Raw genomic sequence first — 26622 nt, 5'->3', positions numbered from 1 at the left:
GATGCCGATGACCCACTCCCCCCAGCGCGAACCGATACCGGGCGCGAGACGCGTGGCCCGCATCGCCGTGGCCGCCGGTCTCGTCGCCGCGCTCTCCGCGGCCGGGCCGATCCCCCTGGCCATGGCCGCCGACACGCCTCCCGCCGCCCCCGCCGACGCGGACGTCAAGTCCGCGCACGACAAGCTCGGCGCGGACGACGCGGACCTGCTCGCCGAGGCCAAGGCCGACGGCGTCAAGAACGTCACGATGATGATCGCCACCGCCCCCGGGAAGACCGAGCAGGTCGCCGGGCAGCTGGACGCGGTCAAGGGCGGTTCCGTCGGCCGGACCCACGACGAGCTCGGCTACGTCCGCGCCACCGTCCCCACCGGCCGGGCGGACGCGGCGATCGCCGCCGCCACCAAGCTCTCCTCCGTGCACGGCGTCGACCTGCGCGAGGAGATCCCGCTGGACGACCCGACGCCGAGCGCGGACACCGCGAGGAAGGCCGGGGGCAAGGGCACCGCCACGTACCCGGCGCCGGGGAAGCGGACGCCCGCCGAGAACCCGTACAACCCGTCCTTCGAGACCGGTGCCGTCGAGTTCGTCGAGGACCACCCGAAGGCGGACGGCCGGGGCGTCACCATCGGCATCCTCGACTCCGGTGTGGACCTCGGCCACCCGGCGCTGCAGCGGACCACCACCGGCGAGCGCAAGATCGTCGACTGGGTGACGGCGACCGACCCGATCGTCGACAACGACCGGACCTGGCGCCCGATGGTCACCTCCGTCTCCGGACCGACCTTCACCCACGGCGGCAGGACCTGGCAGGCCCCGGCCGGTTCGTACCAGGTCAGCACCTTCCTGGAGTCGTACACCACCGGCGGTGACGCGGCCGGTGACGCCAACCGCGACGGCGACACCACCGACTCCTGGGGCGTCCTCTACGACGCGGCGGCCGGCACGGTCCGCGTCGACCTGAACGGCAACCAGGACTTCGGCGACGACACCCCGATGAAGCCGTACAAGGACGGCTTCCAGATCGGGTACTTCGGCACCGACGACCCGAAGACCGACGTCGCCGAGCGCCAGCCGTTCGTCGTGGAGATCCGCGAGGACGTCCCGATGGACCCCTACGGCGGCGACTGGACCGGCAAGACGGCCGACTTCGTCAACATCGGTGTCATCGAGGGCTCGCACGGCTCGCACGTCGCCGGCATCACCGCCGCCAACGGCCTGTTCGGCGGGCGGATGGACGGCGCCGCCCCCGGCGCGAAGATCGTCTCCTCCCGCGCCTGCACCTGGACCGGCGGCTGCACCAACGTCGCGCTCACCGAGGGCATGATCGACCTCGTCACCGAGCGCGGCGTCGACATCGTCAACATGTCCATCGGCGGTCTGCCGGCGCTGAACGACGGCAACAACGCCCGCGCCGAGCTGTACACCCGCCTGATCGACACCTACGGCGTCCAGCTGGTGATCTCCGCGGGCAACTCCGGCCCCGGCGCCAACACCATCGGCGACCCGTCGCTCGCCGACAAGGTCATCTCGGTCGGCGCGTCCGCCTCCAAGGAGACCTGGGCCGCCAACTACGGCTCCGTGGTGGAGAAGAAGTACGCCATGATGCCGTTCTCCTCGCGCGGTCCGCGTGAGGACGGCGGCTTCACGCCGACGCTGGTCGCACCCGGCGCGGCGATCAACACCATCCAGACCTGGCTGCCGGGCGCCCCGGTCGCCGAGGCCGGCTACGACCTCCCGGCCGGCTACGGCATGCTCCAGGGCACCTCGATGGCCTCCCCGCAGGCCGCCGGCGCCTCCGCGCTGCTGCTGTCCGCCGCGAAGCAGAAGCGGATCGACCTCACCCCCGCGGAGCTGCGCACCGCCCTCACCTCCACCGCCGAGCACATCAGCGGTGTGCAGGCCTACGAGGAGGGCGCGGGCCTCATCGACATCGAGGACGCCTGGGACGCCATCCGCGACGGCGCCACCGCGCACACGTACACGGTGAAGGCGCCGGTCGACACCGCGATCGACCAGTTCCTGAAGACCCCCGGCTACGGCACCGGTCTCTACGACCGCGAGGGCGGTCTGAAGGCCGGCCAGAAGAAGACGTACGACATCACGATCACCCGTACGTCCGGCCCCGACCGCGCGGTCCGGCACGAGCTGGACATCGAGAACAACGCGGGCCGCACCTTCCGCGTCCTCGGCGACGACGACGTCTGGCTGCCGCTGAACGAGCCGGTGACCGTGAAGGTCCAGGCGGCGCCCGGCTCGGCCGGCATCAAGAGCGCGATCCTGGAGGTCGACGACCCGCGCACCGAGGGCGTCGACCAGCAGGTCCTCAGCACCGTGGTCGTCTCCGCGCCGCTGGAGCACACCTTCTCCGCGTCCGGCACGGCCCAGCGCAACAGCAGCACCTCCTACTTCGTCACCGTGCCCGAGGGCGCGAAGACGCTGGAGGTCGCGATGAGCGGGCTGAAGGACGGCAGCCAGACCCGGTTCGTCGCCATCCACCCGTACGGCGTCCCGGCCGACAGCACGTCGACACCGGACTGCTACCACAACTACAACGACGGCAACGGCTGCCGCCCCGACTTGCGTGCGTACGAGGACCCGCAGCCGGGCGTGTGGGAGATCGAGGTCGAGTCGCGCCGCACCTCGCCGCTGCTCGACAACCCCTACAAGCTGGACGTCGCCGTGCTCGGTGCGGCCTTCGCCCCGGAGACCGTGACCGTGCCCGAGGCGAAGGTCGGCACGCCGGCCGCCGTCTCGTGGACGGTGACGAACGAGTTCGCCGCGCTGGACGGCACGCTGGTGGGCGGCCCGCTCGGCTCGTCGAAGACGGAGCGGCCGGCCATCGCGACCGGTGAGACCCGCACGACCACGGTCGAGGTGCCCGAGGGCGCCGCGTCGCTCGACGTGGCCATCGGCAACGTCTCGGACGCCTCCGCCGACCTGGACCTGACGGTCTACGACCAGGACGGCAACCAGGTCGGCCAGTCCGCCGACGGCGACTCGGAGGAGTCGGTCTCCGTCGTCGAGCCGGCGGCGGGCACGTACACCGTGGAGGTCGTGGGCTACTCCGTCCCGGCCGGTTCCACGGACTACGACTACCGGGACGTGTTCTTCTCCGCCTCGCTCGGGTCCGTCGGCGTCGACGGCTCCGCGCCGGTGAAGCTCGGCACGGGCGACTCGGCCACCGTCTCCGGCGACGTCACCGTCGCCGCGGCGGCCCCCGAGGGACGCGCGTTCTTCGGGCGCGTCCAGCTGGTCAACGCGCGCGGCACGGTCGCGGGCGTCGGCAACGTGGCGATCGAGAAGGTCGCCCCGTAAGCGGCTGACGGGGGATCCGGGGGCGGGCGTCCGATACGGGCGCCCGCCCCTTCGCCGTGTTCAGCCGCAGGTCAGGGTGCGTGACTCGGGGAGCGCGGCGGTGATCCGGGCCCGCTCGGGGGCGATGTCCGCCTCCCCGACGATCACCGTGTCCGGGTGGACGCCGGCGGGGGGCATGCCGACCATCACGTGGTCGCCCTCGTGCAGCGGGGGGTCGCCGGCGGGGTCCCGGAGGAAGGTGACCTCGCCCTCGCCCTTGTAGTAGCGGCTCGCCCTCAGCGTGACCCGCTCCGTGCCGGCGGCCCCCGGCACCTGCTCCACCGCCGTCACCGGACCCTCGGCGACGAGGCGGGCGCACGCGAGGTACCGAGGGCTGCCGAAGGCGGCCCCGCCCTCCTCCTTGGAGTCCGCCTGGGCGGCGGCACTGTCCCCCGCCGAGTCCGCCACTCCCCCGCCCTGCGCCACGAGCCACCCCATGCCGAGGACGAGACCGGCGGCGGCCGCGGCGACGAGCCCGCCGAGGGCGACCTTCACCGTCCGGTGACGGAGACGACGACGGGAGGACGGACCCCTCAGCGGGGCGGGCCCGGTCTCCGCGAGGTCGGGCGCCGCGCCGCCCGGGGCGTGCGTCCCCGCGCCGCGTCCCCCCGGCCCGGAGCCGGGTTCCGGCCGCTTCCCGGGCCGAGCGGCCTCGTCTCGCCCCGCCGGCGCACCGTCCTCCGTACCGGCGAGGGCGTCCCCGATCACCGTCAGCTGCTCGCGCAGGACCACGAGGTCGGCGACGGCCGCGTCCCGCGCGGCCAGGAACGCCGGATCCCGCCGGGCCCCCTCCGGCAGCGGCTCGTCGAGGAGGGCGGCCATCAGGGCGTCCGCGCCGTCGTACTCGGGCCCTTCGCCGGACGGGTCCCGGGTCTCGTCGTGGGCGGGCATGTCACACCACCTCGTCCTCGTGCAGGCGGGCGCGCAGGGCGCGTACCGCCGTGTGCAGCCTGCTCTTGACCGTGCCCTCCGGGACACCGAGCTGCTCGGCGATGGACCGTACCGGCAGGTCGGCGTAGAAGCGCAGCACCACCACCTGGCGCTGCGCGTCGGGCAGCTCGTCCAGGCCGCGGGCGACGGCGAGGGAGAGCAGGCTGGTCTCCTCGCCGGACGGAACCGCCTCCGCCGGACGGAGTGCGGTGAGGCGCTCGCCCAGCCGCTCCTGGCGCCGCTTGGCGCGGTGCCAGTCCATGGCGAGGTTGGAGGCGACGACCGCCGCCCACGCCGAGACGTCCCGCGGCGCCTCCCGCCCGCTCGCGGCGCGCTCCAGCAGCCGCAGGCGGACCTGCTGCACCCCGTCCGGCAGGTCCGCCTGCGGTACCCCGCCCAGTGCGAGCACCGCCCGCACCCGGCGTTCCTGCGCCGCGTCCAGCGGGTCGTCGTCCGTGGCGACGTACGACGACCCCCGGCCGCGCCGGGTCCTTCCGCGCAGCACCGGCCACCCCCCTCACGCTGTTTCCCCTACGACGCCGGTCCCGCCCGGAACGTTCGACGGGGTTCTCCGAACCCGGTCGAGGCGTACGTCACACCGCCGTGTGGACGGGGGCGGACCGGGCAGGGGACCTTGCGGTCCACGACCCCCGAAAGCTGAATTTATGCAGTTCAGAGGGGTGACGGCCGAAGGTCCGCAACCGGTGGCCGCGACCGGTGTGTCCCACGTGGTGGGCAGCACCCGCAAAGAATTGGACAGGCGGGCCGTGGTCGGCCGCATCATGGAAGAGCCTCGGCCAGGCATTCAGGAACAAACCAGGACACAGTAGGGAGTCGCCGTGAGGGTCGGAATCGTCGGAGCCACCGGTCAGGTGGGCACGGTCATGCGCAGGATCCTCAAGGAGCGGAACTTCCCGGTCACGGAGCTGCGCCTGTTCGCCTCGGCCCGTTCGGCGGGCACGGAGCTGGACGGCGTGACGGTGGAGGACGCGTCGGCCGCCGACTACAGCGGCCTGGACATCGTGCTGTTCTCCGCGGGGGGCGCGACCTCGAAGGCGCTGGCCGAGAAGGTCGCCGCGCAGGGCGCGGTCGTGATCGACAACTCCTCCGCCTGGCGCAAGGACCCCGAGGTCCCCCTCGTCGTCTCCGAGGTGAACCCGCACGCCGTCGCGAACCGTCCCAAGGGCATCATCGCCAACCCGAACTGCACCACGATGGCCGCGATGCCGGTGCTGCGTCCGCTGCACGCGGAGGCGGGCCTCGAGGCGCTGGTCGTCGCCACGTACCAGGCGGTGTCCGGCTCGGGCCTCGCGGGCGTCGCGGAGCTGCACGGCCAGGCGCAGAAGGTGATCGACGAGGCCGACAAGCTGACCCACGACGGCGCGGCGGTCGACTTCCCCGAGCCCGGCGTCTACAAGCGCCCCATCGCCTTCAACGTGCTGCCGCTGGCCGGCAACCTCGTCGACGACGGTCTGGGCGAGACCGACGAGGAGCAGAAGCTGCGCAACGAGTCCCGCAAGATCCTGGAGATCCCCGGGCTCAAGGTCTCCGGCACCTGTGTGCGCGTCCCGGTCTTCTCCGGCCACTCGCTCCAGATCAACGCCCGCTTCGCCCGCCCGATCAGCGTCGAGCGCGCGACCGAGCTGCTGGCGGACGCCCCCGGTGTCGTCCTCACCGACATCCCCACCCCGCTCCAGGCCGCCGGCCAGGACCCGTCGTACGTCGGCCGGATCCGCCCCGACGAGACGGTGGACCACGGCCTCGCGCTGTTCGTCTCCAACGACAACCTCCGCAAGGGCGCGGCGCTGAACGCCGTGCAGATCGCGGAGCTGGTGGTGGCGGAGCTGTCCGCCGCGTAGGACACCGCCTTCCCAGGGGCGGTCACCCGGTACCGGGTGACCGCCCCGTCCTCGTATGACGCCCCTCGTCGCGGAGTGCGGCAATCCGCCCCGCCACTCGTGTCGATCGTGTGAAGATCACGCCATGACGCAGATGACGAAGGGCGGCAACCTGCCCGTGCCCGCGGCCGCCCTCCAGGTGGCGGTGACCTGGCAGCAGGGCCCCGCCGTACCGGACGTGGACGTCTCGGCCCTGCTGCTCGACGCGACGGGCCGGGTCCGCTCGGACGCCGACCTCGTCTTCTACAACCAGCCGGCCCATCCGTCGGGCACCGTGCGCCACCTGGGCAAGGGCCAGGGGGCCGACGGCACGAGCGCCGACTGGCTGTGGCTGGACCTGGCGGCCGTCGAGCCCGGAGTGGACCGGGTCGCGGTGGCCGCGTCCGCCGACGCGGGAACGTTCGGGCAGGTGCCGCTGCTGGACGTCCGGGTCGCCCTGCCGGACGGGCAGCCGGTCGCGTCCTTCGCGATCGGGGACGCCTCGACGGAGACCGCCTTCGTCTTCGGCGAGTTCTACCGCAGGAACGGCGGCTGGAAGTTCCGCGCGGTGGGGCAGGGGTACGCCTCGGGCCTCGCCGGGCTCGCGACGGACTTCGGCATCTCGGTCGCCGAGGACCCGCAGCCGGTCCCCGCGGCCGCTCCCGCGCCCCTCCCCGCCGCCCCGGCCTCTCCTCCGCCGCCTCCCCCGCCTTCCGGCTTCGCTCCGGCCCCTTACGGCCCTCCAGACCCTTACGCCCCTGCGGCCCCTTACGCTCCTCCGGCCCCTTATGCCCCTCCGGCGGCGGCGCCCCCTCACGCGGCTCCGGCCGCCCCGTCCTCCCCGGCCGCGCCCGCCGGCCGCCTGGCGTCGGAGCTGACGCTCTCCTTCCCGCCGTTCACGCACCAGGCCTCGGGCAAGCAGCGCGTCACCTGCCCGCCGAACCTGCCGCCCGGCGCCCGCGTGGTCGTCGAGATCGAGTGCAGGGACAGCATCTCGGTGCACATCGACGCCTGCGACGCGTACGGCCGCGCCGACCGGGACCTGCTGTCGGCGTACGAGGACGAGGTGCACGCCCGTACGTTCGCCACCGTCCCCGAGGACCGCCCGCTGTCCCTGCTGGTGCGCGCCGACACGCCCTGGACGCTGCGGGTGCTGCCGCTCGCCCACGCCCGGCGTCTGGTGCACAGCCTCAACGGCAGGGGGCCGGACCTGCTGGTGTACGAGGGTCCCGCGGGCGTGCTGTCCTTCGTGCACCAGGGCGAGAGCAACTTCGTCGTCTGGCACCACTTCACCTCGCCCGACCCCGAGTGGCAGGGCGACGACGAGGACCTCCTCGTCAACGAGGTCGGCCGGCTCGACGTGCTGGCCCCCGTCCGGGCGCCCGGCCTCCTGCGCATCGAGGCCGACGGCCCCTGGCGGGCCGGGGTGGGCGGCTGAGACGGGCCCGGGGAGCTCAGTCCCGGCGCACCTCGTACAGGAAGCAGCCGTACTCGACGGCCCGTACGTGCACCAGTGCCACCTCGGGGTCGGTGAAGGCCTCGGTGAGGGCGGGTCCGAAGTCCTCCGGTGCCCCGACCAGGCGGCCGCCCAGGATGCGGCCGTCGGCGGAGTAGCGGCGGAGCGTGCGGTGGGCGTTCGTGAAGGGAAGCTCCGCGCCCTCCGGGCCCGCGCACTCCTCGGCGTGGATGAACACGGGGCCCTGTTCGTCGTAGGCGCCGGGGTCCGCGCCCGTCTCCGCCGCCCAGCGGCGCAGCGGCGCGTAGGAGACGAGGGCCACGCGCTCTCCCGGGCGGCTGCGGCGCAGGCAGCAGCGGAGCGGGGCGCCGCCCTCGTCGTCGGTGCGGGGGACCGCCGGGCGGCCGGCGTCGTCGGCGGCCAGCAGTTCTCGCAGGACCGGTGGCGGTACGGGACGTGCGGTGCGGTGCGTCATGTCCCCCAGGCTCGCTCCCCCGCGCCCCGCCCCGCTGGCGGATTCCGGACGTCGAACCCCACCCTCGCCCGCCGGACGACACAGGGGAATCCCCATGGTCCGGCTCGGTCATCGCCTCATCGCGATGTCGCGTGGAAGGATGGCGCAACCCACACATATCGAGGAGATGACCGCGTGCCTGGCACAAACCTGACTCGCGAAGAGGCGCGGCAGCGGGCGAAGCTGCTGACCGTTGACTCGTACGAGATCGATCTCGACCTCTCCGGCGCGCAGGAGGGCGGCACCTACCGGTCCGTGACCACGGTGCGCTTCGACGTCGCCGAGGACGGCGACGGCGCGGAGTCCTTCATCGACCTGGTGGCTCCCACCGTGCACGAGGTGACCCTCAACGGGGACTCCCTCGACCCCGCCGAGGTCTTCGCGGACTCCCGCATCGCCCTGCCCGGCCTGCTGAAGGGCCGCAACGTCCTCCGGGTGAGCGCCGACTGCGCGTACACCAACACCGGTGAGGGTCTGCACCGGTTCGTCGACCCGGTCGACGACCAGGCGTACCTCTACACCCAGTTCGAGGTGCCCGACGCCCGACGCGTCTTCGCGAGCTTCGAGCAGCCGGACCTGAAGGCGACCTTCCAGTTCACCGTGAAGGCACCCGAGGGCTGGACCGTCATCTCCAACTCGCCCACGCCCGAACCGCGGGAGAACGTCTGGACGTTCGAGCCGACCCCGCGCATCTCGTCGTACATCACGGCGCTGATCGTCGGCCCGTACCACTCCGTCCACAGCGTCTACGAGAAGGACGGCCAGTCCGTCCCGCTCGGCATCTACTGCCGTCCGTCGCTCGCCGAGTACCTCGACTCCGACGCGATCTTCGAGGTCACCCGGCAGGGCTTCGACTGGTTCCAGGAGAAGTTCGACTACGCGTACCCGTTCGAGAAGTACGACCAGCTGTTCGTGCCGGAGTTCAACGCGGGCGCGATGGAGAACGCGGGCGCGGTGACCATCCGCGACCAGTACGTCTTCCGGTCGAAGGTGACGGACGCGGCGTACGAGGTGCGTGCGGAGACCATCCTGCACGAGCTGGCCCACATGTGGTTCGGCGACCTGGTCACCATGGAGTGGTGGAACGACCTGTGGCTGAACGAGTCGTTCGCCACCTACACGTCCATCGCCTGCCAGGCGGCGGCGCCGGGCTCGAAGTGGCCGCACTCGTGGACGACCTTCGCGAACTCCATGAAGACCTGGGCCTACCGCCAGGACCAGCTGCCGTCCACGCACCCGATCATGGCGGACATCCGCGACCTGGACGACGTGCTCGTCAACTTCGACGGCATCACGTACGCCAAGGGCGCGTCCGTGCTGAAGCAGCTCGTCGCGTACGTCGGTGAGGACGCGTTCTTCCGGGGCGTGCAGGCGTACTTCAAGCGCCACGCGTACGGCAACACGCGCCTGTCGGACCTGCTGGGCGCGCTGGAGGAGACCTCCGGCCGCGATCTGAAGACGTGGTCGAGGCAGTGGCTGGAGACGGCCGGCATCAACGTGCTGCGCCCGGAGATCGAGACGGACGCCGACGGTGTGGTCACCTCCTTCGCCATCCGCCAGGAGGCCCCCGCGCTCCCGGCCGGCGCGAAGGGCGAGCCGACGCTGCGCCCGCACCGCATCGCGGTCGGCGCCTACGACCTCGACGCGGACGGCAAGCTGGTGCGCGGCGAGCGCGTCGAACTGGACGTCGACGGCGAGCTGACGGCCGTACCGCAGCTGGTCGGCAAGCGCCGCCCGGCGGTCGTCCTGCTGAACGACGACGACCTCTCCTACGCCAAGGTCCGCCTGGACGAGCAGTCGCTCGCCGTCGTCACCGAGCACCTCGGCGACTTCGCGGAGTCCCTGCCCCGCGCGCTGTGCTGGGCCTCCGCCTGGGACATGACCCGGGACGCGGAACTCGCCGCCCGCGACTACCTGTCCCTGGTCCTGTCGGGCATCGGCAAGGAGTCCGACATCGGTGTGGTGCAGTCGCTGCACCGCCAGGTGAAGCTGGCGATCGACCTGTACGCCGACCCGAACGCCCGCGAGACCCTGCTGGCCCGCTGGACCGACGCCACGCTGACCCACCTGCGGTCCGCCGAGCCGGCCGGTGACCACCAGCTCGCGTGGGCGCGGGCGTTCGCGGCGACGGCCCGTACGCCGGAGCAGCTGGACCTGCTGGAGGGCCTGCTGGCCGGTACGCAGACCGTCGAGGGTCTGGCCGTGGACACGGAGCTGCGCTGGTCGTTCGTGCAGCGGCTGGCGGCGGTGGGCCGGTTCGACGAGGCGGAGATCGCGGGCGAGTACGAGCGGGACAGGACGGCGGCCGGTGAGCGGCACGCCGCGACCGCCCGCGCGGCCCGCCCGACCCCGGAGGCCAAGGCGGAGGCGTGGGAGTCGGTCGTCGAGTCCGACAAGCTGCCGAACGCCGTCCAGGAGGCGGTCATCGCCGGCTTCGTCCAGACCGACCAGCGCGAGCTGCTGGCGCCGTACACGGACCGGTACTTCGAGGTGCTGGCGGACGTCTGGGCGTCCCGTTCGCACGAGATCGCCCAGCAGATCGCGGTCGGCCTCTACCCGACGGTCCAGGTCTCCGGCGAGACCCTCGACAAGACGGACGCCTGGCTGGCCTCCGCCGAGCCGGGCGCGGCCCTGCGCCGCCTGGTCTCGGAGTCCCGCGCGGGCGTGGAGCGCGCCCTGCGCGCCCAGGCGGCGGACGCGGCGGCGTCCTAGCCGGTACGCGCGTCAGGGGCGCCCGGCTTCGTTCCGGGCGCCCCTGTTCCCCGTCGGCGTTCCGCCGGGCGGCGGCCACCCGCTCCGTCTGCGACTCGGCCGCTACCGGTCGTCCCCGGCCGGGAACCCGACGACGGTCCGGACGAAATCGTCCGGGCCGGGCGGGGGGCCGTGACCGTTCCGCCGGGTCCCTCCGATGGCTCCGCGGCGCGGGCCGTCCGGGTGAGCGGGCCGGTCTGTCCCGCCACCGTCGCCCCGAACGCCAGTGCCATGCCCGCCAGTTGCAGCGGGGTCAGCGTCTCGCCGAGGGCCGCCCAGCCGACCAGCGCCGCCGTGAGGGGGCTGAGCGGGCCGAGGAAGGTGACCTGGGTGGCGGTGAGGCGGCCGATACCCCGGAACCAGAGCCAGTACGCGATCGCCGTGTTCGCCAGGGCGAGGTAGAGGTAGCCGCCGACCGCCGGGGCGTCCAGGGCGGGGGGCGCGCCCTCGGCCAGGAAGGCGACGGGCGCGATCAGCAGGCCTCCGGCCGTCAGCTGCCAGCCCGTCAGGGCGAGCGGGCCGACGCCCTCCGGGCGGCCCCAGCGCTTGGTGAGGACGGTGCCGGTGGACATCGAGGCGGTGGAGGCGAGGGCCGCGACGACACCCGGCACGTCCAGCGCGCCGACCGCCCTCAGGACCACCAGGCTGACGCCGAACGCGGCCACGGCCCCGGTGATCACATTGCGGACCGTCGGCCGCTGCCCCAGCAGCAGCGCCGAGAGGCCGACCACGAGCAGGGGGCCCACCGAGCCGACCACCGCCGCCATGCCACCGGGCAGCCGGTACGCGGAGAGGAACAGCAGTGGGAAGAAGGCACCGATGTTGAGCGCGCCGAGCACCGTCGCCTTCCACCACCAGGCCCCGCGCGGCAGCACCCGGACGAGTGCGAGCAGGACCAGTCCGGCGGGCAGGGCGCGCACCAGACCGGTGAACAGGGGGCGGTCGGGCGGGAGGAACTCCGTGGTCACGGCGTAGGTGGTGCCCCAGGAGACGGGGGCGAGGGCGGTGAGCGCGATGAGGGTGGCGCGGTTCGCGGCCATGACGGCGCACCCCTTCCAAGTAGGTCAATGGTGAGTAGCTTAGCCGCAAGCTACTTGCCGTCAAGCCACTTTCTTGCGGATGACCTACTCCCGGCGGATACTCCTGCCCATGACCGCAGAACAGCGCCCCCAGGACCCCGTCGACGCGATCATCGAGCAGTGGGCGCGGGTCCGGCCCGATCTCGACACCGCCGGCATGGAGGTCTTCGGACGCGTCTTCCGGCTCGCGCGCGCCATGGGCGACCGGATGGAGAAGGAGTACGCCAAGTACGGGATCTCACGCGGGGAGTTCGACGTCCTCGCCACCCTGCGCCGCTCCGGGGAGCCCTACACCCTCTCCCCCCGCCAGCTCTCGGCCACGCTGATGCTCACCACCGGCGGGATGACCGGCCGCCTCGACAAGCTGGAGCGCGCGGGACTGCTCCGCCGCTCCCCCGACCCGCACGACCGCCGCGGACTGCAGGTCACGCTCACCGAGGCGGGGCTGCGCCTGATCGACGCGGCGGTCGGCGCGGGTCTCGCCGTCCAGACGGAGGCCCTGTCCACCCTGGACGGGGAACGGGCGGGGCAGCTGGCCGACCTGCTGCGGGAGTTGCTGTTCGCGACCGAGAGGTAGCCGCCGCCTCAGCCGACGTGTGCGGCGAGCGCGGTCTCGATCTCGGCGGGTCCCGCCGAGTCCGACGCCCAGGCCACATATCCGTCGGGGCGCACCAGCACGGTCGTACGACGGGCGCCGGACGCCCAGCGCTCCACCGCCAGCCGTTGCCCGCGCGCGCCCCCGTCGTCGTACGGCTCCGGGGTGATCAGCGCGAAACGGCCGCCGCGCAGGGCCTCGTGAAGGCGGCCGCCCTCCAGTGCCACGTCGGGGACCCAGGTGCCGACCAGGCGGTGGGCACCGCGCGGGGCGGCGTACGCGTGACCGATGCCCGAGATCTGGGCCAGGGCCCTGGTCCGGGCGGGCCGGGAGGCGTTGACGAACGCGGAGACCAGGGCGCGCACGGCGCGCACCGCCGGGTGCCGCGCCCGCGCCGGCCGGACCCGTCGTCGCTGTCCCGGGAGGAGGTCGGCCGGGCCCTCGTGACGCACTTCCTCCCCATGTGGGAGGAGAGTGACGTGCTCGCGGCCCTGCTGCGGGTCGGCGCGACCGACGAGGCCGGGGCCGAGCGCGTGCGGGGCGTCTTCCGGGACCAGGTCCTCCCGCTCGCCCGTCGGTTCTGCCCCGACCCCGAGCAGGTACCGGTGCGTGCCGCGCTGGTCTCGTCGCACCTGCTCGGGCTGGCGCTGACGCGTCATGTCCTGCGGTTCCCGCCGGCCGTGGCGCTGGACACCGAGGAGGCCGTGGCGTGGCCGGCGCCCGCCGTGCAGCGCTGCCTGACGGCGCCGTACCCGCAGTGAGCGTCGCCCGGTCTCGCCGCCTCACCGCACGGTGAACACACCGAGGGCGCCGCCCCGTTCCGTACGGCGGATGCGCGTGCGTACGGAAGGGTCGGCGCCCTCGTGGAAGTGCGCGGGGCCGCTCGCGGGCGGCCTGCCCCGGATCAGGCCTTGGCGTCGGCCTTGGTGGCGATGTTGGAGCTGGTCGTGTCCTTCTTCTGGTGCGTCTTGTCGCCGACCATCACCAGGGCGGCGATGATCACGAACAGCGCGATCGGGGCCACGACGTAGAGGCCCAGCGTCTCGATGACGCTCAGGCCCGTGCCGGGGTCGTCGCCGTCGTCGCGGGTGAGCGCGAGCGCGGGGGACGACATGAGCAGCATCATCAGCGTCGTACCGGCTGCCAGGGCGCCGGCGCGCAGGGCGTTCTTCTTGTCCACGGTGCCCAAACTATCCAACGCGGTCGGGCTCCGCGCGGGCGGGGTGCCGTAAGGGGCGGTCCCGCCCGCCCCCGGCGTCACGCGGTGCCTCGCGCCGGTGTGGGCCGGGAGGTATTCGCGCGGCCCGGCGCTTGCGGGGTGCCGGCGCGCCCACCCTCCCCCACTCTCGGCTGCGCTCGAGCGGGGGGACCCCCATCGCCCCTGCGGCACGACTGCCCGCGATGACGAGTCATTCCCTCAGCACGTCCATCAGTGCCCGCAGCCTCGCCGACCCCGCCAGTTCCTCCAGCGTCACCGGTCTCCCCCGCGCGTCCGCGATCGGCAGCCGCCAGTTCGGGTACTGGTCCCACGTCCCGGGCAGGTTCTGCGGACGCCGGTCCCCGACCCCGTCCGGCAGCCACACCCCGACCATCCGCGCCGGCGTACGCAGCAGGCAGCCGTAGACGGCCTGGATCTCGGCCTCCTCGGAGGCGTCCGCCCCCAGCAGCCCCAGCCTCACGAACAGCTCCCGCCACTCCGCCGTGTCGGCCGCCGCCTCCGCCCGCTCCTCCTCCACGGACCGCGTGAGCAGCCCCAGGCTGTCCCGGAGCTCCACGTGCTCACCGCTGAGCCGCGCGGCCGTCGGCGGCAGGTCATGGGTGGTCGCGGTCGCCAGGCAGTCCGCGCGCCAGCCGTCCGGCGGCAGCGGGCGCCGGTCGCCGTCCCAGTCCCGTTCGAACCACAGCACCGACGTGCCGTACACGCCCCGTTCGCGCAGTGCCTCGCGCACGCCCGGCTCGACGGTGCCCAGGTCCTCGCCGATCACCACCGCCCCGGCCCGGGACGCCTCCAGGACGAGGACGGCGAGCATCGCCTCGGCGTCGTAACGGACGTACGTGCCCTCCGTGGGCGGGTGGCCCTCGGGGACCCACCAGAGCCGGAACAGGCCCATGACGTGGTCGATGCGCAGGGCGCCCGCGTACCGGAAGAGCCCTCGGAGCAGGGCGCGGAACGGGGCGTACCCAAAGGCGGCGAGCCGGTCGGGGCGCCAGGGCGGCAGGCCCCAGTCCTGGCCGCGCGCGTTGAAGGCGTCCGGGGGCGCGCCGACGGACATGCCGGCCGCGAAGTACTCCTGCTGCGCCCAGGCGTCGGCGCCGCCGGGGTGGACGCCGACGGCGAGGTCGTGGACGATCCCGACCGGCATCCCGGCCTCGCGTGCGGCCCGCTGCGCCGCGCGGAGCTGGGCGTCGGTGAGCCAGACGAGCCGGGAGTGGAAGTCGACGCGGTGCGCCAGCTCGCGCCGGGCGCGGGCGGTGTCGGGTGAGCGCGGGTCGCGCAGTGCGGCGGGCCACCGGTGCCAGTCGGCGCCGTGGACCTCGGCGAGCGCGCACCAGGTGGCGTGGTCCTGAAGGGCCCGGCCCTGTCCGGCGCGGAAGTCGTCGTAGGCGGCGCGGCGACCGGGCCCGAGCGGGACCTCGTGCACCAGTTCCAGCGCCTCCCGCTTGGCCTCCCACACGGCGTCCCGGTCGATCAGGGCGCCCTGGTCCAGCACCGCCTCGCGCAGCCGTCCGGCCCGCTCCAGCAGGGCGCGTACGCGGTCGCGGTCGTCGACGTACGCGAACTCGGGGACGTCCTCGATCCGCAGGTGGACCGGGTCGGGGAAGCGGCGGGAGGAGGGGCGGTAGGGGGAGGGGTCGGTCGGCGGGCCGGGGACGGCCGCGTGCAGGGGGTTGACCTGGACGAATCCGGCGCCGAGGGCGCGTCCGGCCCAGCCGGCGAGTTCGCCGAGGTCGGCGAGGTCGCCCATGCCCCAGGAGCGGCGGGAGAGGAGGGAGTAGAGCTGGACCAGGAGTCCGTACGAGCGTCCGGGCGGCGCGGGCAGCCTGGGCGGGGCGACGATCAGGTGGGCGCGGGCGGTGCGGCCGTCGGGGGCGGTGGCGGTCACCTCGTGCACGCCGGGCGGGAGGTGTTCGGCGGAGGCGCGGGTCTCGCCCTGTTCGGTGACGACGTGCAGCCGGGTGCCCTCGGGGAGTGCGGCCAGGGCGGCGGGGGCGTGGGTGTCCCAGCCGACCAGGGTGGGGGGCAGCAGCCGCTCGCCGAGTTCCCGTTCGCGGGCGGCGAGGGCGGCGCGGACGGCCTGCGGAGTGGCCGTGTCCACGCCGAGGGCGGCCAGCGCGAGGGTGACGGCGGTGGCCGAGGCCGCGACCGTGCGGTCCGGGGAGGGGCGGTAGGAGGTGGCGACGCCGTGCAGGGCGGCGAGCCGGGACAGGTCCTCGGAAGGGGGCTCGGCCGGCCGTGGCGCGCCCACCCTAGGGCTCCGGGCGGTACTGGGCCGGGAAGGAGTCGAGTCCGGAGGAGTCCGAGGTGTCCAGGAAGGCGTCGGACTCGCTGGTCAGGGGGGTGGTGTCGGCGAGCGGCGGTTCGCTGGTGAGGGGTTCGGCGTCGGGCAGCGGGGGTTCGCTGGTCAGCGGGACCTCGGCGCAGGAGCCTTCCGCGCTGAAGACGCAGAAGTGCGGCTCTTCGAAGTCGGCGGAGGGCTCCGCCGCGGGTTTGGACAGGGCGGGGGAAGGAACGTAGGCGGGTGCGACCACAATCGGCCTCCTCGTCGGGCACGGCGCGCGGATCACGCGGGGCGTGCGGGTCGTGCGGGTTATCTCGCAGCCCTACCCAGGGGGCGCGACGCCAGACGCACAAACCCTTCCCACGTGTCCCTGATCACATTCTTCCCCCGCCCCCTCTCTCCGTAGTGGGACAAACGCGCCACAACGTCCCCTCTCATTGACACGTTCACCGCAGAAATGGTGGGCTCGGGGTTCCTCGGTAACGGAATGGACACGGCCGCACCGGCCACCGGGCCGGGCGGCCCGTCGAGCGATCAGGAGGGCCCTGTGCGACTGCGGCGTGGGAGGACGGCGAACGCCAGGAGGACCGCCCTCGCCCTCGCCGTCCTCGTCGGCACCCTGGGCGCCGGGACCCTGAGCGCCGCGCCCGCCGCCGTGGCCGCGCCGCCCGCGCCGGGCACCACCACGTCCCCGGTCGCCACCGCCTCCCCGGCCGCCGGCACGTCCCCGACCGCCGGCACGGCTCGCGCGGCGGAGCCGTCCGTGTGGCCGCGCCCCCACGCGCTGCGCGCGAACGGCGCCCCGGTCGCGGTGACCGAGGAGGTCGCCCTGACCGCGGACGCGACGGCCGACGCGTACACCCTCGACGCGCTCCGCGCACTGCTGCGGGAAGCGGGCGCACGCCGGTTCACCGCCCCCGGCGCACAGGTGCCCGAGGGGGCGCTCGTGGTGCGCGTGGGCAGGGAACGCGCCTCGGACGACCCCCGGCACGCCCTCCCCGCCGGCGGCTACGCGCTGACCGTCGGCAAGGGTGCCGTCTCCCTGACCGGCGCGGACGGCGACGGTCTGTTCCACGCCGTGCAGACACTGCGCCAGTTGCTGCGCCCGGACGGCGCCACGTTCACCGCGGCCGTCGTCCGCGACTGGCCCGGCACCGCCGTGCGCGGCATCACCGAGGGCTTCTACGGCACTCCGTGGACGCACGAGCAGCGGCTGGCCCAGCTGGACTTCATGGGCCGCACCAAGCAGAACCGGTACCTCTACGCACCCGGCGAGGACCTCTACCGGCAGGCCCGCTGGCGCGAGCCGTACCCGGCCGAGCGGCGGGCGGAGTTCCGGGAACTGGCCGAGCGGGCGCGGCGCAACCACGTCACGCCCGGCTGGGCGGTGGCGCCGGGGCAGGCGATGTGCTTCGCCTCGGACGACGACCTGCGGGCGCTGACCCGCAAGCTGGACGCGATGTGGGCGCTGGGCTTCCGCGCCTTCCAGCTGCAGTTCCAGGACGTCAGCTACAGCGAGTGGCGCTGCGGGGCGGACGCCGACCGGTTCGGTTCGGGACCCGGCGCCGCCGCCCGCGCCCAGGCGCACGTGGCGAACGCGGTGGCCCGACACCTGGCGGAGCGTCACCCGGGTTCCGCCGCCCTGTCCTTGATGCCCACCGAGTTCTACGAGGAGGGTTCGACGGCGTACCGGCGCGCCCTCGCGGAGGAACTGGACGCGGGGGTCGAGGTGGCGTGGACCGGGGTCGGGGTGGTGCCGCGCACCATCACGGGCAGCCAACTGGCCGAGGCGCGGCGGGTGTTCGGGCATCCGCTGGTGACCATGGACAACTACCCGGTGAACGACTACGCCCCCGGCCGGATCTTCCTCGGCCCCTACCAGGGCCGCGAACCGGCCGTCGCCGCGGGCTCGGCCGCGCTGCTCGCCAACGCGATGGAGCAGCCCGAGGCGTCCCGCGTCCCGCTGTTCACCGCCGCCGACTTCGCCTGGAACCCGCGCGACTACCGTCCCCGGGAGTCCTGGCGGGCCGCGATCGCCGACCTCGCCGGCGGTGACACCCGGCGCGGGGAGGCCCTGGCCGCGCTCGCCGGGAACACCGCGTCCTCGGTGCTGGGCGGCGAGGAGTCGGCGTACCTGCGGCCGCTGATGGAAGCGTTCTGGCGGATCCGCACGACCGCCCGCGGCAAGGGCGGGACAGCGGAGGGGACAGCGGACGGGGCAGCGGAGGCCGGGCGGCTGCGGGCGGCCTTCACCGTCCTGCGCGAGCTGCCGGAGCGGCTGTCCGGGACCGGGCTCGCCGCCGAGACCGGCCCGTGGTCCCGGCGGCTGGCCCGTTACGGCGAGGCGGGCACCACGGCCCTGGACCTGCTCCGCGCGCAACAGTCCGGGGACGCGGGCGCCGCCTGGACGGCGTACCGGCGGCTGGGCGAGCAGCGGGCGCGGCTGGAACCGTCCCGGGTGACGGTCGGCGAGGGTGTGCTGGACCCGTTCCTGAGCCGGGCGCAGAAGGCGTACGAGAGCTGGGCGGGCATCGACCACGAGCCGCCGGCGCGGTCCGGCGGCGACCGCACGCTCCGCCTTCCGCGCGCCCGCGCGCTGGACGCCGTGACGGTGCTCACCGAGCCCGGCACGCGGGGGGCCGTGGAGGTCAGGGTGCCGGGTGAGGGGTGGCGCCGCCTCGGCGCGCTGTCCGCGACGGGCGCCACCGAACTGCGGCCCGGCGACGACCCGGTGGACTCCGTCCGGGTCACCGGCGCCGACGCCTCCCGGGTGCGGCACCTGGTCCCCTGGTACGCGGACGCGCCCGCCGCCTCCCTGGAGCTGTCCGACGACCGCGCGGACACCGACATCGGCGGCACCCGGACGGTGACGGCCACCCTCGGCCCGCTGCGCCCCGACGAGGTCCGCGGCAGGCTGACCGCGAAGGCGCCGAAGGGGGTCGGGGTCCGGGTGCCGAAGGACGCGCTGACCGTCCCGCGCGGTACGCCGGTGGAGGTACCGGTCGAGGTGACCGTGAAACCGGGCACGCCCACCGGGTCGTACGACGTCCGGCTCGCCTTCGCCGGCACGACCCGCACGCTGACGGTCCACGCCGTTCCGCGCACCGCCGGCCCCGACCTGGCCCGCACCGGCCGGGCGAGCTCCTCGGCCGACGAGACTCCCGACTTCCCGGCCTCGGCGGCGAACGACGGCGACCCGGGGACGCGCTGGTCGTCCCCGGTCGACGACGACGCCTGGTGGCAGATCGAGCTGGAGCGCCCGGTGCGGCTGGGGAAGGTCGCGCTGCACTGGCAGGAGGCGCACCCGTCGGCGTACCGCGTGGAGGTGTCGGCGGACGGCCGCACCTGGCGCACGGCGGCGACGGTGCGGGACGGCCGCGAGGGCCGGGAGACCGTCCGCATGGACGAGCCCGGCGTGCGCCACATCCGTGTCCAGGGCGAGAAGCGCGCCACGCGGTACGGCTACTCGCTGTGGTCGGTGGAGGCGTACGCGGTCGCCCGGTGAACGGGCCGCCACCACGGTGAACCGGCGTCCCGAGGACCGTCGATAGACGGGGTGTGAAACTGTTCCGCCCCGTGGGGGGCCATCGGGAGAAGGACGAGGGGGACACCGACGCGGCGCTGCTCCGGGCCGTCGCCGGCGGTGACCCGGCGGCGATGGCCGCGCTGTACGACCGGCACGCGGGCTGGCTGCACACACGGCTGAGCCGGCGCTGCGCCGATCCCGAGACCGTGCGGGAAGTACTCCAGGACACGTTCGTCACGGTGTGGCGGTCGGCAGGCGCCCATCGCGGCGAGCAGGCCGGCGGCTGGCTGTGGACCATCGCCGCGCGGCGCCTGGTCGACGCGTACCGGGCGCAGGAGCGTGCCGCTCGGCTGCGGACGGCACCGATGGAGGAGGCGTGGGACGGCTGCCCACCGGCCGGGGCCGCGTCGCCGTCCGCGGAGGACAGGGTGCTGGCAGGGCTGGAGTACGGCGATGTGGGAACCGCCCTGGACCGGATCTCGCCCGAACTGCGCGAGGTGCTGCGCGCCACCGTCGTCGACGGGTTGAGCACCCATGAGGCCGCGCGGCTGCTGGGCATCCCCGAGGGAACCGTCAAGACCCGCGCGATGCGCGCCCGCGCCGAACTGCGGGCGGCCCTCACCCGGATGAGCCCGTCGCCGATGGGAGGACCCGCATGACCGGCTGGCACGCGTCGGACGACCTCGTGACCCGTTACGCCGACGGCTCCCTGCCGGAGTCGGACGCCTGGTCACTGGAGAAGCACCTGGAGTCCTGCGGCGGCTGCGCACTACGGGTCTCGCACGCGGTGCGCGGGACGGCGGCGGGAGTGGTCCTGGCCGAGATCCGCGAGGCGGTACTGGCCGAGACACGCGACACGGTGCTCGCCACGGCACCGGTACCGGCGGCGGCACCCGCGCCGGCACGCTCGGCGGTGCCCCGGGCGTCCGCTTCCGCGAGGCCCGGCGGGCTTCTGGCGCGGGCCCGGTCGTGGGCATGCCGGTGGCCGGCCGGTGGCTCGGGGCCGGTGCGTGTGCTGTGGGCCCTCGGGCCCGCGGTGCGCGGTGCCTGGCTGCCGGCCGTGCTGCTCGTGGCCGTCGGCGCCGTCGCTCTCGCCTACGGGAGCGACGTCACGGACGCACGGCCCTGGCTGCTGGCCCTCGCCCCGGTCGTACCGGTCGCCGGCGTCGCCCTGTCCTACGGGCCGCACGCCGACCCGATGCACGAGATCACCGCGGCGACGCCTTCGGCCGGGCTGCGGCTGGTACTGATGCGGACGGCCGCCGTGCTGGCGGTGAGCCTGCCGCTGCTGACCCTCGCCGGAACCGCGCTGCCGTCCTCGGACGCCCCGAACGCCGCCGCGTGGCTGCTGCCGGGACTCGCGCTGACACTGGCCGCTCTCGCCCTGGCCGGTTTCCTCGGCCTCCGCTCCGCCACGGCCGTGACCGGCGGCGCCTGGCTGTGCGCTGTCCTCGGTCCGGTGCTCACCGCACCTGGCGGACGGCTCACCGCCCAGCTGAGCGAGCAGCTGTCCCTCTACCTGGACGGCGCCCGGACACAGGGTGGCTGGGCGGCTGCGGCCGCCCTGTGTGCCGCCCTGCTGGCCGCACGCCGTCCCGCCTTCCACTTCCTGGAGAAGAGTTGAGCACAGCCCCGAACACCGCTTCCCGTCCCGCGTCCGAAGTGTCGGCCGCCACGATCCGGATCACCGGCCTGCGTGTGCGGCACCGCAGAGCAGTGGCGCTGGACTCGGTGGACCTCGACTTCGGCCCCGGCGTGCACGGTCTGCTCGGCCCGAACGGCGCCGGCAAGACCTCGCTGATCCGCGTCCTCGCCACGGTCGCCGAACCGTCCGACGGCCGGGTGGAGATCCTGGGCCACGACACCCGCGACCACCGGCATCGCGGCGAGGTCCGCCGTCACCTGGGCTATCTGCCGCAGGACTTCGGCTACTACCCGGGCTTCACGGTGCGGGAGTTCGTCGCCTACGTGGCCTGGTTGAAGGAGATGCCCGCGGACCGCATCCCGGCCGCCGTCGAGCGGGCCGTGGCCCGCGTAGGCCTGGCCGACCGCATCGACGCGAAGGTGCGCGGCCTGTCCGGCGGCATGATCCGCCGCGTCGGCATCGCCCAGGCCGTCGTGAACGATCCCCGTGTGCTGCTCCTCGACGAGCCGACCGCCGGCCTGGACCCGGAACAGCGCGTGGAGTTCCGCGAGCTGCTGCGCGAACTGGGTGCCTCGTCCACCGTCCTCGTCTCCACACACCTGGTGGAGGACGTGGCGGCGGCCTGCACGGAGGTCACCCTCGTCGACGCGGGCCGGGTCGCCTACCGCGGGACGCCCCCGGCACTCGCCGCTCTCGGCGAGTCGGCGGGCGGCCCTGGCGACCACCCGATCGAGCGCGGTTACACGGCGGCGCTGCGGGCACACCGCGCGCCGGAGGCGCGGGCGGTCCGGCCGTCGGCTTCCGAAGGGACGGCCCGATGACCCTCCTGACGGAACGGACGTCCGAGGAACGCGGTGCGTCGCCGCACCCGCCCCTCACCCGGCACCCCCTGCGGGCGGAGGCCGTGCGCGGTTTCGCCCCCTGGGCCGGAGCGGCGATGACGCTCACGCTCGTGGTGACGCTGGCGGTCGGATCGGAGCAGTGGCAGGGGGGCTGGGCGGAGACCCGTGACCATGTGCACACGGCGGCGATGCTCCTCGGTGTCCCGCTGGCCCTGGCGGCCGGCTGCTGGCAGGGCCAGCGGGAACGCAGGCGCGGGACGGAGGAGTTGTTGGCGACGGCCGTGCGCGGCCGGACGGCGGCGTTCCTCGCGTCTGCCCTGCCGGTCGCGCTGTGGCTGGTCGCCGGGTACGCCGTCGCGACGGCCCTCGCGCTGCTCGCCACCTGGTACTGCGCCATGGGTGACCGGCCCCACTTGGGCACACCGCTCGCGGACGCCGCCGTCCTGGCGTGCGCCGCTCTGACCGGGCAGGTCGTGGGCCGTCTGGTGGCCTGGCGGCTGGCGGCGCCGCTGCTGGCGGCGGCCGGGTACGTCGTGCTCGGCGTCGTCGGGTACGAGCACCGCGGCTCCGTCCGTCACCTGTCGCCCTTCGTCGACGCCTTGTCCACCTCGATACCGGTGTGGTGGCAGCCCTTGATGACGGTGGCGTGGACGGGCGGCCTCACGGCCGCCGCGGTCCTCGCGTACGCCGCGCGCCGCCGCACGGTCGCCCTGCTGCCGCTGGTGGCCGCAGCCGCCGCCGGCACGCTGCTCGTCCATACCGGCGACGGTCTGTGGCACACCGACCCGCTCACCCGGCGTCAGGTGTGCGACACCTCCACCACCCCGCAGATCTGCGTGAGCGCCCGCTACAAGGGGCTGCTCCCCCAGATCACCGAGGCCCTGTCCGGGATGACGGGCCGTCTGGAGGGCGTGGAAAACCTGCCGGTGCGCTTCGAGGACCTACCGGGCCGGCCGGGACCGGACGAGGTCGAGCTGCCGATGATCACACCGATCGGCTGGTCCGTCGTACGAGGTCGGCTCGCCGATCCCGAGGAGTACGCGTGGGCGGCGGGGATGGCGTTGCAGGGCCGCGGGGACTGCGACGAGGTGGCGCCGCGGGTGGCCGCCGCGGACGACGCCGTCGAGTACTACCTGGCTCCCAGCCCGCTGCGGCGGCAATTCGACGAGCGGTACGCGCGGGGCAGCGCTGCCGAGCGCGCCGAGCTCAGGGAACGGATCGCGGCGCGCGAGCGTCTGGCGTCGATGGGTGAGGAGGAGCGCCGCGCGTGGCTGTCGGCGTACTTCGCGACGCGGAACGAGTGCGGCCGGAACGGGGTGCCGGCACTGTGACGCACGGCTTCCTGCTGTACGCCCGCGCGCGCACCGTTCCGCGCACCGTGCTCGTGCTCGTCGCGACCGCCGCCCTCGCCGTCCTGGGTGCCCGGAACCTGAACACGTATCTGGACCCGTCCCGACAGGTCCCGGTCGTCGCGCTGGCCCCGCTGTTCGCGGCGGCGGTGATCGGCACGAGCCTGCACAGCGCGTCCGAGGAGCTGGACCGCACCGCCGTACGTCCCTGGTGGCGCCGGCGTCTGGCCCATCTGCTGGCACTGACCGGCTGCGCCGCGCTCCTGCTGGCGGCGACCGTACTCGGCCCCTCGTCCCCGTTCGGTCCGTGGGCGATGATCCGCAACACACTGGGGTGCACGGGCCTCGCCGCCGGCGCGGTCGCCGTGTTGGGGGCCCGGCTGAGCTGGCTGCCGGTCTTCGGTTACATCAGCGCCGTGTATGTGGGCTCCGCGAGTGCACGCGGCACGCTGGTCCCGGTGTGGGCGTGGCCGGTGCAGCCGGCCGGGCAGCACGTCGCCTGGGTGACCGCCGTCGTGCTCCTGGTGGCGGGCACGGCGCTGTACGTCGTGCGCGGGGCACGGCCGGAGGGGCGGCACGACTGACGTGCCGCGTGGGGGCTCGCCACGGCCCCGGGGGAACGGGGGTTCCCCGGGGCCGGGTGGTCCGGACCGTCGTCAGGCGGAGATGCCGTCGATCCGGGCCGGCGCGTCGTCCGCGCCGTACGGCTGCGGGTACGGCAGCCGGCTCGTCTTCACGGGAGACTTCGCGGACCGCCGCTTCCCTGGAGGTCGCCACGGCCCCGGTACCGGGACGCGAAGGCCTTGGCCGCCTGCATCACAGCGTGGGACCGATCCCTCGCCTCACCGCCAGGAGGCATGCACCCCTCTGAAGATCGGGAGCATCTCAGCCTCTGGTGTTCATGTTCCGCTCATCTGAGTGAGCGAGTTGCATTCGTCCGTCAGATGCTCACTCTTTTCGGCAGGAGGAGGTGTCATGAGCGCTCGGGGGATCATGTCCCGCCGGGTGGTGCAGCCGGTCAAGTACGTGGAATACGCAGGTCACCACCCCATCGGCGCGGTCCGGGGACCGCCGACGGCGCTGGCGGCAGGTCGGCCGTGTGCGATGCCGGGGCCGGGGCCGTCGCCCCTGGGGTGGCCGACGTGCGGTTCACCGGAACACGTCGAGCAGGATCGCTTGCACCACGAGGCGGGACACTCCTCCTGTCGGTACCTGACGGCTCAGCGGAGTCGACCCTCTCGTCCCGTCATGGGCCGTCCCCGGCACACCCGACCTCGCCGCTCCGCGAACCACCGCATCCCCACAGCGGCCGCGGCGGTGACCGTGGCACCGCGGTTGACATCACGTCCGCGGTCGCCGGTCCCGCGGCTGATTCCGGCTCCTCCTCTTCTCTCTCAACGCGGTTCCGTAGCGCGGACCGTCTCCCGAGAAATCACATGACGCCACTGCCGCACCGAGTCCTCCAGGCGCTCGACCGGTTCAACGCCGCCCACCCCTGGGACCACAACGCCCACTACCACCGGTGGATCCTGCGGCAACTCCCCCGCCGGTTCGGCCGTGCACTGGACGTCGGCTCCGGCACCGGCGACCTGGCCCGGCTCCTCGCCACACGCGCCGACGAGGTCCGGGGCATCGACTCCGACCCCGCGATCACCTCGCGGGCGCGCACGCTGACCCCTGAGGCAACGCCGGTGTCCTTCACGGTCGCGGACGCCCTGACGGGACTCCCCGCCGGACCCCACGACGTCATCACCTGCGTCGCCACCATCCACCATCTGCCGTTCACCGAGGCCCTCACCGCCTTCCGGCGGCACCTGGCTCCCGGCGGCACCCTGGTCGTCGTGGGCCTCTTCCGGCCGCGGACCGCCACGGACCATCTGCTCGGCGCAGCCGCCACCCCTTTGAACGCCGCCACCGGGTGGCTCAAGAACAAGGGCCGCAGAGCGCCCCGGCCCGTCTCGATGACCGCGCGGACCCGGCCGGCCGACATGACCTTCTCCGACATCGCCGGTGAGGCCCGCGAGGTCCTGCCCGGCGCCCGGCTACGTCGGCGGCTCTTCTGGCGCTACACACTCTCGTGGCGTCACCCCTGAGCAGGCAGCCGCCCCAGCGCCCCTGCGAACCGCGCCCAGGCCCGCGGCGCGAGGCGGAGTATCGGGCCGTCACCGGAGTTCTTGGAGTCGCGGACGGCGACGGTCCCCGGAACGTTGAGAGCGACTTCCACACACTCCCCGCTTCCGCTGCTGTAGCTGGACTTCACGAAGTCGAAGTCGTTCATCAATGCATGTCCTCGCTGATGCTCTCGATCAGTCTGAGCGAGTCCTTGGGAGCCAGGCTCAGTCGTGCGGTGCGATCGAAGAACGAGCTGTACGTGGCGCTTTCGAACTCGTCCTCGACCCACACGGTAGCCGCGATGGTGTCGACGTGGACCACGTCCACGGCCTCGGGTTCGACGAACGAGACGATGCTGAAAGCTCCAGCCATACAGGCGTGTCCGCCCGCACGGAAGGGCAGCACTTGAAGTCGCACATTGGGGAGTTGAGCCAGCTCAAGGATGCGGCGAAGCTGCGCTCGCATCACGTCGGGCCCGCCGACCTGCTGTCGTAGAGCCGCCTCCCAGATCACCGCGTACAGCTGAAGGGGTTCGCTCCCCTCCAGACGCTCCTGCCGCTTCATCCGGACGTCTACGACACCTTCGATCTCGTCCGGGTCCGTCCAGACACCCTCACTGACCACCAAGGCCCTTGTGTACTCGGGCGTCTGAAGCAGGCCGGGCACGAAGGACTGTTGCCAGGTGCGGACCCGACTGGCCACATCCTCCATGGAGATGTACTCCGCCACCGCTTCGGCCTGCGGCGACTGCCTCCACCACCCCTTCGCCTTACGACGTTCCCGGTCCAGCCGGGCAATACCGAGGAGCCGGTTGACTGCCCGGTCCTCGCGTACTCCATAGAACTCACAGAGCGCGCGGATGTCCGGGTCCCGCATGGGAACCCAGCCACGTTCCATCTTCACGATCTTCGTCGCGGTCGCGGAGATGATGCCGGCCGCCTGCGTCTGCGTCCTGCCCGAGGCGTCACGCAGACGCAGCAGTTCGGCACCCAGCTTGCGGCCCAGAACTGTCGAGACCCGGTTTCCTGCGGCTTGAGTTGATCGCGTCACCGCCACAGTGTGGCGGCGATCCAGGGTCGCGTCGAGTTTTG

Annotated in this window: 22 protein-coding genes and 1 pseudogene; 13 read left to right on the top strand and 10 right to left on the bottom strand. The window is 73.8% G+C overall.

All coding sequences use genetic code 11. The features are described from left to right. Positions 1 to 7 precede the first annotated feature (7 nt). Positions 8 to 3316: a S8 family serine peptidase gene (locus KUM38_RS03545; protein ID WP_217127768.1), complete on the top strand. Its 3309-nt coding sequence runs from the start codon at positions 8 to 10 to the stop codon at positions 3314 to 3316. 60 nt (positions 3317 to 3376) lie between these two features. Here the strand turns inward: KUM38_RS03545 and KUM38_RS03540 are convergent, their stop codons facing one another. Then, positions 3377 to 4246: a hypothetical protein gene (locus KUM38_RS03540; RefSeq protein ID WP_217127767.1), complete on the bottom strand. Its 870-nt coding sequence runs from the start codon at positions 4244 to 4246 to the stop codon at positions 3377 to 3379. Position 4247: 1 nt separating this feature from the next. Further along, positions 4248 to 4790, bottom strand: coding sequence for an RNA polymerase sigma factor (locus tag KUM38_RS03535; RefSeq protein ID WP_217127766.1), 543 nt, complete (start codon positions 4788 to 4790; stop codon positions 4248 to 4250). A gap of 334 nt (positions 4791 to 5124) precedes the next feature. Here KUM38_RS03535 and KUM38_RS03530 point away from each other — a divergent pair, with 334 nt between their 5' ends. Beyond that, a complete protein-coding gene (locus tag KUM38_RS03530; RefSeq protein WP_217127765.1) occupies positions 5125 to 6144 on the top strand; it encodes an aspartate-semialdehyde dehydrogenase in 1020 nt (339 codons plus the stop codon). 124 nt (positions 6145 to 6268) lie between these two features. Beyond that, on the top strand, positions 6269 to 7600 hold the full coding sequence (locus KUM38_RS03525) for a TerD family protein (RefSeq protein ID WP_254396579.1): 1332 nt from the start codon (positions 6269 to 6271) through the stop codon (positions 7598 to 7600). A gap of 16 nt (positions 7601 to 7616) precedes the next feature. Here KUM38_RS03525 and KUM38_RS03520 read toward each other — a convergent pair whose 3' ends face one another. Next, positions 7617 to 8093 (bottom strand): DUF1203 domain-containing protein, encoded by a 477-nt coding sequence (locus KUM38_RS03520; protein ID WP_217127764.1) that lies wholly within the window; start codon positions 8091 to 8093, stop codon positions 7617 to 7619. Between the two features lie 174 nt (positions 8094 to 8267). Here KUM38_RS03520 and pepN point away from each other — a divergent pair, with 174 nt between their 5' ends. Next, the gene (pepN, locus tag KUM38_RS03515; protein ID WP_217127763.1) at positions 8268 to 10844 is read left to right on the top strand and encodes an aminopeptidase N; all 2577 of its coding nucleotides are present in this window, start codon (positions 8268 to 8270) and stop codon (positions 10842 to 10844) included. On the opposite strand, the gene KUM38_RS03510 is transcribed toward pepN, so the two are convergent. Continuing rightward, a complete protein-coding gene (locus KUM38_RS03510) occupies positions 10841 to 11923 on the bottom strand; it encodes an EamA family transporter (protein ID WP_254396578.1) in 1083 nt (360 codons plus the stop codon). The two genes, pepN and KUM38_RS03510, sit on opposite strands and share 4 nt — an antisense overlap. Before the next feature lie 109 nt (positions 11924 to 12032). Here KUM38_RS03510 and KUM38_RS03505 point away from each other — a divergent pair, with 109 nt between their 5' ends. Further along, positions 12033 to 12539: a MarR family winged helix-turn-helix transcriptional regulator gene (locus KUM38_RS03505; RefSeq protein ID WP_217127762.1), complete on the top strand. Its 507-nt coding sequence runs from the start codon at positions 12033 to 12035 to the stop codon at positions 12537 to 12539. Between the two features lie 8 nt (positions 12540 to 12547). Here the strand turns inward: KUM38_RS03505 and KUM38_RS03500 are convergent, their stop codons facing one another. Beyond that, positions 12548 to 12922 carry a hypothetical protein gene (locus tag KUM38_RS03500; protein WP_374227034.1) on the bottom strand — a complete coding sequence of 125 codons (375 nt, stop codon included), beginning with the start codon at positions 12920 to 12922 and terminating at the stop codon, positions 12548 to 12550. A gap of 33 nt (positions 12923 to 12955) precedes the next feature. Between KUM38_RS03500 and KUM38_RS03495 the strand changes: the two are divergent. Further along, positions 12956 to 13318: pseudogene (locus tag KUM38_RS03495) on the top strand (TetR/AcrR family transcriptional regulator); the annotation flags it as partial. Between the two features lie 143 nt (positions 13319 to 13461). Here KUM38_RS03495 and KUM38_RS03490 read toward each other — a convergent pair. The 3 genes from KUM38_RS03490 to KUM38_RS03480 all read right to left on the bottom strand — a co-directional run bounded on the left by KUM38_RS03490 (position 13462) and on the right by KUM38_RS03480 (position 16307). Then, positions 13462 to 13737: a hypothetical protein gene (locus KUM38_RS03490; protein ID WP_217127760.1), complete on the bottom strand. Its 276-nt coding sequence runs from the start codon at positions 13735 to 13737 to the stop codon at positions 13462 to 13464. Positions 13738 to 13966: 229 nt separating this feature from the next. Then, the gene (gene malQ / locus KUM38_RS03485; protein ID WP_217127759.1) at positions 13967 to 16024 is read right to left on the bottom strand and encodes a 4-alpha-glucanotransferase; all 2058 of its coding nucleotides are present in this window, start codon (positions 16022 to 16024) and stop codon (positions 13967 to 13969) included. A 1-nt stretch (position 16025) separates the two neighbouring features. Continuing rightward, on the bottom strand, positions 16026 to 16307 hold the full coding sequence (locus tag KUM38_RS03480) for a hypothetical protein (RefSeq protein ID WP_217127758.1): 282 nt from the start codon (positions 16305 to 16307) through the stop codon (positions 16026 to 16028). A 297-nt stretch (positions 16308 to 16604) separates the two neighbouring features. Here KUM38_RS03480 and KUM38_RS03475 point away from each other — a divergent pair, with 297 nt between their 5' ends. From KUM38_RS03475 to KUM38_RS03445, 7 genes are all read left to right on the top strand, one after another. Further along, entirely contained in the window at positions 16605 to 19562 is a 2958-nt protein-coding gene (locus tag KUM38_RS03475) for a beta-N-acetylglucosaminidase domain-containing protein (protein ID WP_217127757.1), read from the top strand. A gap of 53 nt (positions 19563 to 19615) precedes the next feature. Next, positions 19616 to 20242 (top strand): RNA polymerase sigma factor, encoded by a 627-nt coding sequence (locus KUM38_RS03470; RefSeq protein WP_217127756.1) that lies wholly within the window; start codon positions 19616 to 19618, stop codon positions 20240 to 20242. Further along, the gene (locus KUM38_RS03465) at positions 20239 to 21207 is read left to right on the top strand and encodes a zf-HC2 domain-containing protein (RefSeq protein ID WP_217127755.1); all 969 of its coding nucleotides are present in this window, start codon (positions 20239 to 20241) and stop codon (positions 21205 to 21207) included. The genes KUM38_RS03470 and KUM38_RS03465 overlap by 4 nt, the downstream gene beginning before the upstream one ends. Positions 21208 to 21266: 59 nt before the next feature. Next, positions 21267 to 22049, top strand: a complete 783-nt coding sequence (locus tag KUM38_RS03460) for an ABC transporter ATP-binding protein (protein ID WP_217127891.1) — start codon at positions 21267 to 21269, stop codon at positions 22047 to 22049. Then, positions 22046 to 23401, top strand: coding sequence for a hypothetical protein (locus KUM38_RS03455; protein WP_217127754.1), 1356 nt, complete (start codon positions 22046 to 22048; stop codon positions 23399 to 23401). Before KUM38_RS03460 ends, KUM38_RS03455 begins: the two co-directional genes overlap by 4 nt. Beyond that, complete coding sequence (locus tag KUM38_RS03450) at positions 23398 to 24003, top strand: hypothetical protein (RefSeq protein WP_217127753.1); 606 nt, start codon at positions 23398 to 23400, stop codon at positions 24001 to 24003. The genes KUM38_RS03455 and KUM38_RS03450 overlap by 4 nt, the downstream gene beginning before the upstream one ends. An 852-nt stretch (positions 24004 to 24855) precedes the next feature. Further along, positions 24856 to 25512 (top strand): bifunctional 2-polyprenyl-6-hydroxyphenol methylase/3-demethylubiquinol 3-O-methyltransferase UbiG, encoded by a 657-nt coding sequence (locus tag KUM38_RS03445; RefSeq protein WP_217127752.1) that lies wholly within the window; start codon positions 24856 to 24858, stop codon positions 25510 to 25512. On the opposite strand, the gene KUM38_RS03440 is transcribed toward KUM38_RS03445, so the two are convergent. Together KUM38_RS03440 and KUM38_RS03435 are read right to left on the bottom strand one after the other, a co-directional pair. Beyond that, positions 25503 to 25697 (bottom strand): DUF397 domain-containing protein, encoded by a 195-nt coding sequence (locus tag KUM38_RS03440; protein WP_217127751.1) that lies wholly within the window; start codon positions 25695 to 25697, stop codon positions 25503 to 25505. The two genes, KUM38_RS03445 and KUM38_RS03440, sit on opposite strands and share 10 nt — an antisense overlap. Next, a complete protein-coding gene (locus KUM38_RS03435) occupies positions 25697 to 26581 on the bottom strand; it encodes a helix-turn-helix transcriptional regulator (protein WP_308408893.1) in 885 nt (294 codons plus the stop codon). The genes KUM38_RS03440 and KUM38_RS03435 overlap by 1 nt, the downstream gene beginning before the upstream one ends. Between the last annotated feature and the right edge of the window lie 41 nt (positions 26582 to 26622).

Origin of the sequence: Streptomyces sp. AC558_RSS880 (assembly GCF_019049255.1) — a bacterium.
Lineage (GTDB): Bacteria > Actinomycetota > Actinomycetes > Streptomycetales > Streptomycetaceae > Streptomyces.
Note: the sequence above shows the minus strand (reverse complement) of the source record. Positions and strands in the feature narration are given on the sequence as shown.

Coding starts and splice junctions, on each gene's coding strand:
- KUM38_RS03545 (WP_217127768.1), top strand. CDS start 8: ATGACCCACTCCCCCCAGCGCGAACCGATACCGGGCGCGAGACGCGTG.
- KUM38_RS03540 (WP_217127767.1), bottom strand. CDS start 4,246: ATGCCCGCCCACGACGAGACCCGGGACCCGTCCGGCGAAGGGCCCGAG.
- KUM38_RS03525 (WP_254396579.1), top strand. CDS start 6,269: ATGACGCAGATGACGAAGGGCGGCAACCTGCCCGTGCCCGCGGCCGCC.
- KUM38_RS03520 (WP_217127764.1), bottom strand. CDS start 8,093: ATGACGCACCGCACCGCACGTCCCGTACCGCCACCGGTCCTGCGAGAA.
- KUM38_RS03510 (WP_254396578.1), bottom strand. CDS start 11,923: ATGGCCGCGAACCGCGCCACCCTCATCGCGCTCACCGCCCTCGCCCCC.
- KUM38_RS03505 (WP_217127762.1), top strand. CDS start 12,033: ATGACCGCAGAACAGCGCCCCCAGGACCCCGTCGACGCGATCATCGAG.
- KUM38_RS03465 (WP_217127755.1), top strand. CDS start 20,239: ATGACCGGCTGGCACGCGTCGGACGACCTCGTGACCCGTTACGCCGAC.
- KUM38_RS03455 (WP_217127754.1), top strand. CDS start 22,046: ATGACCCTCCTGACGGAACGGACGTCCGAGGAACGCGGTGCGTCGCCG.
- KUM38_RS03445 (WP_217127752.1), top strand. CDS start 24,856: ATGACGCCACTGCCGCACCGAGTCCTCCAGGCGCTCGACCGGTTCAAC.
- KUM38_RS03440 (WP_217127751.1), bottom strand. CDS start 25,697: ATGAACGACTTCGACTTCGTGAAGTCCAGCTACAGCAGCGGAAGCGGG.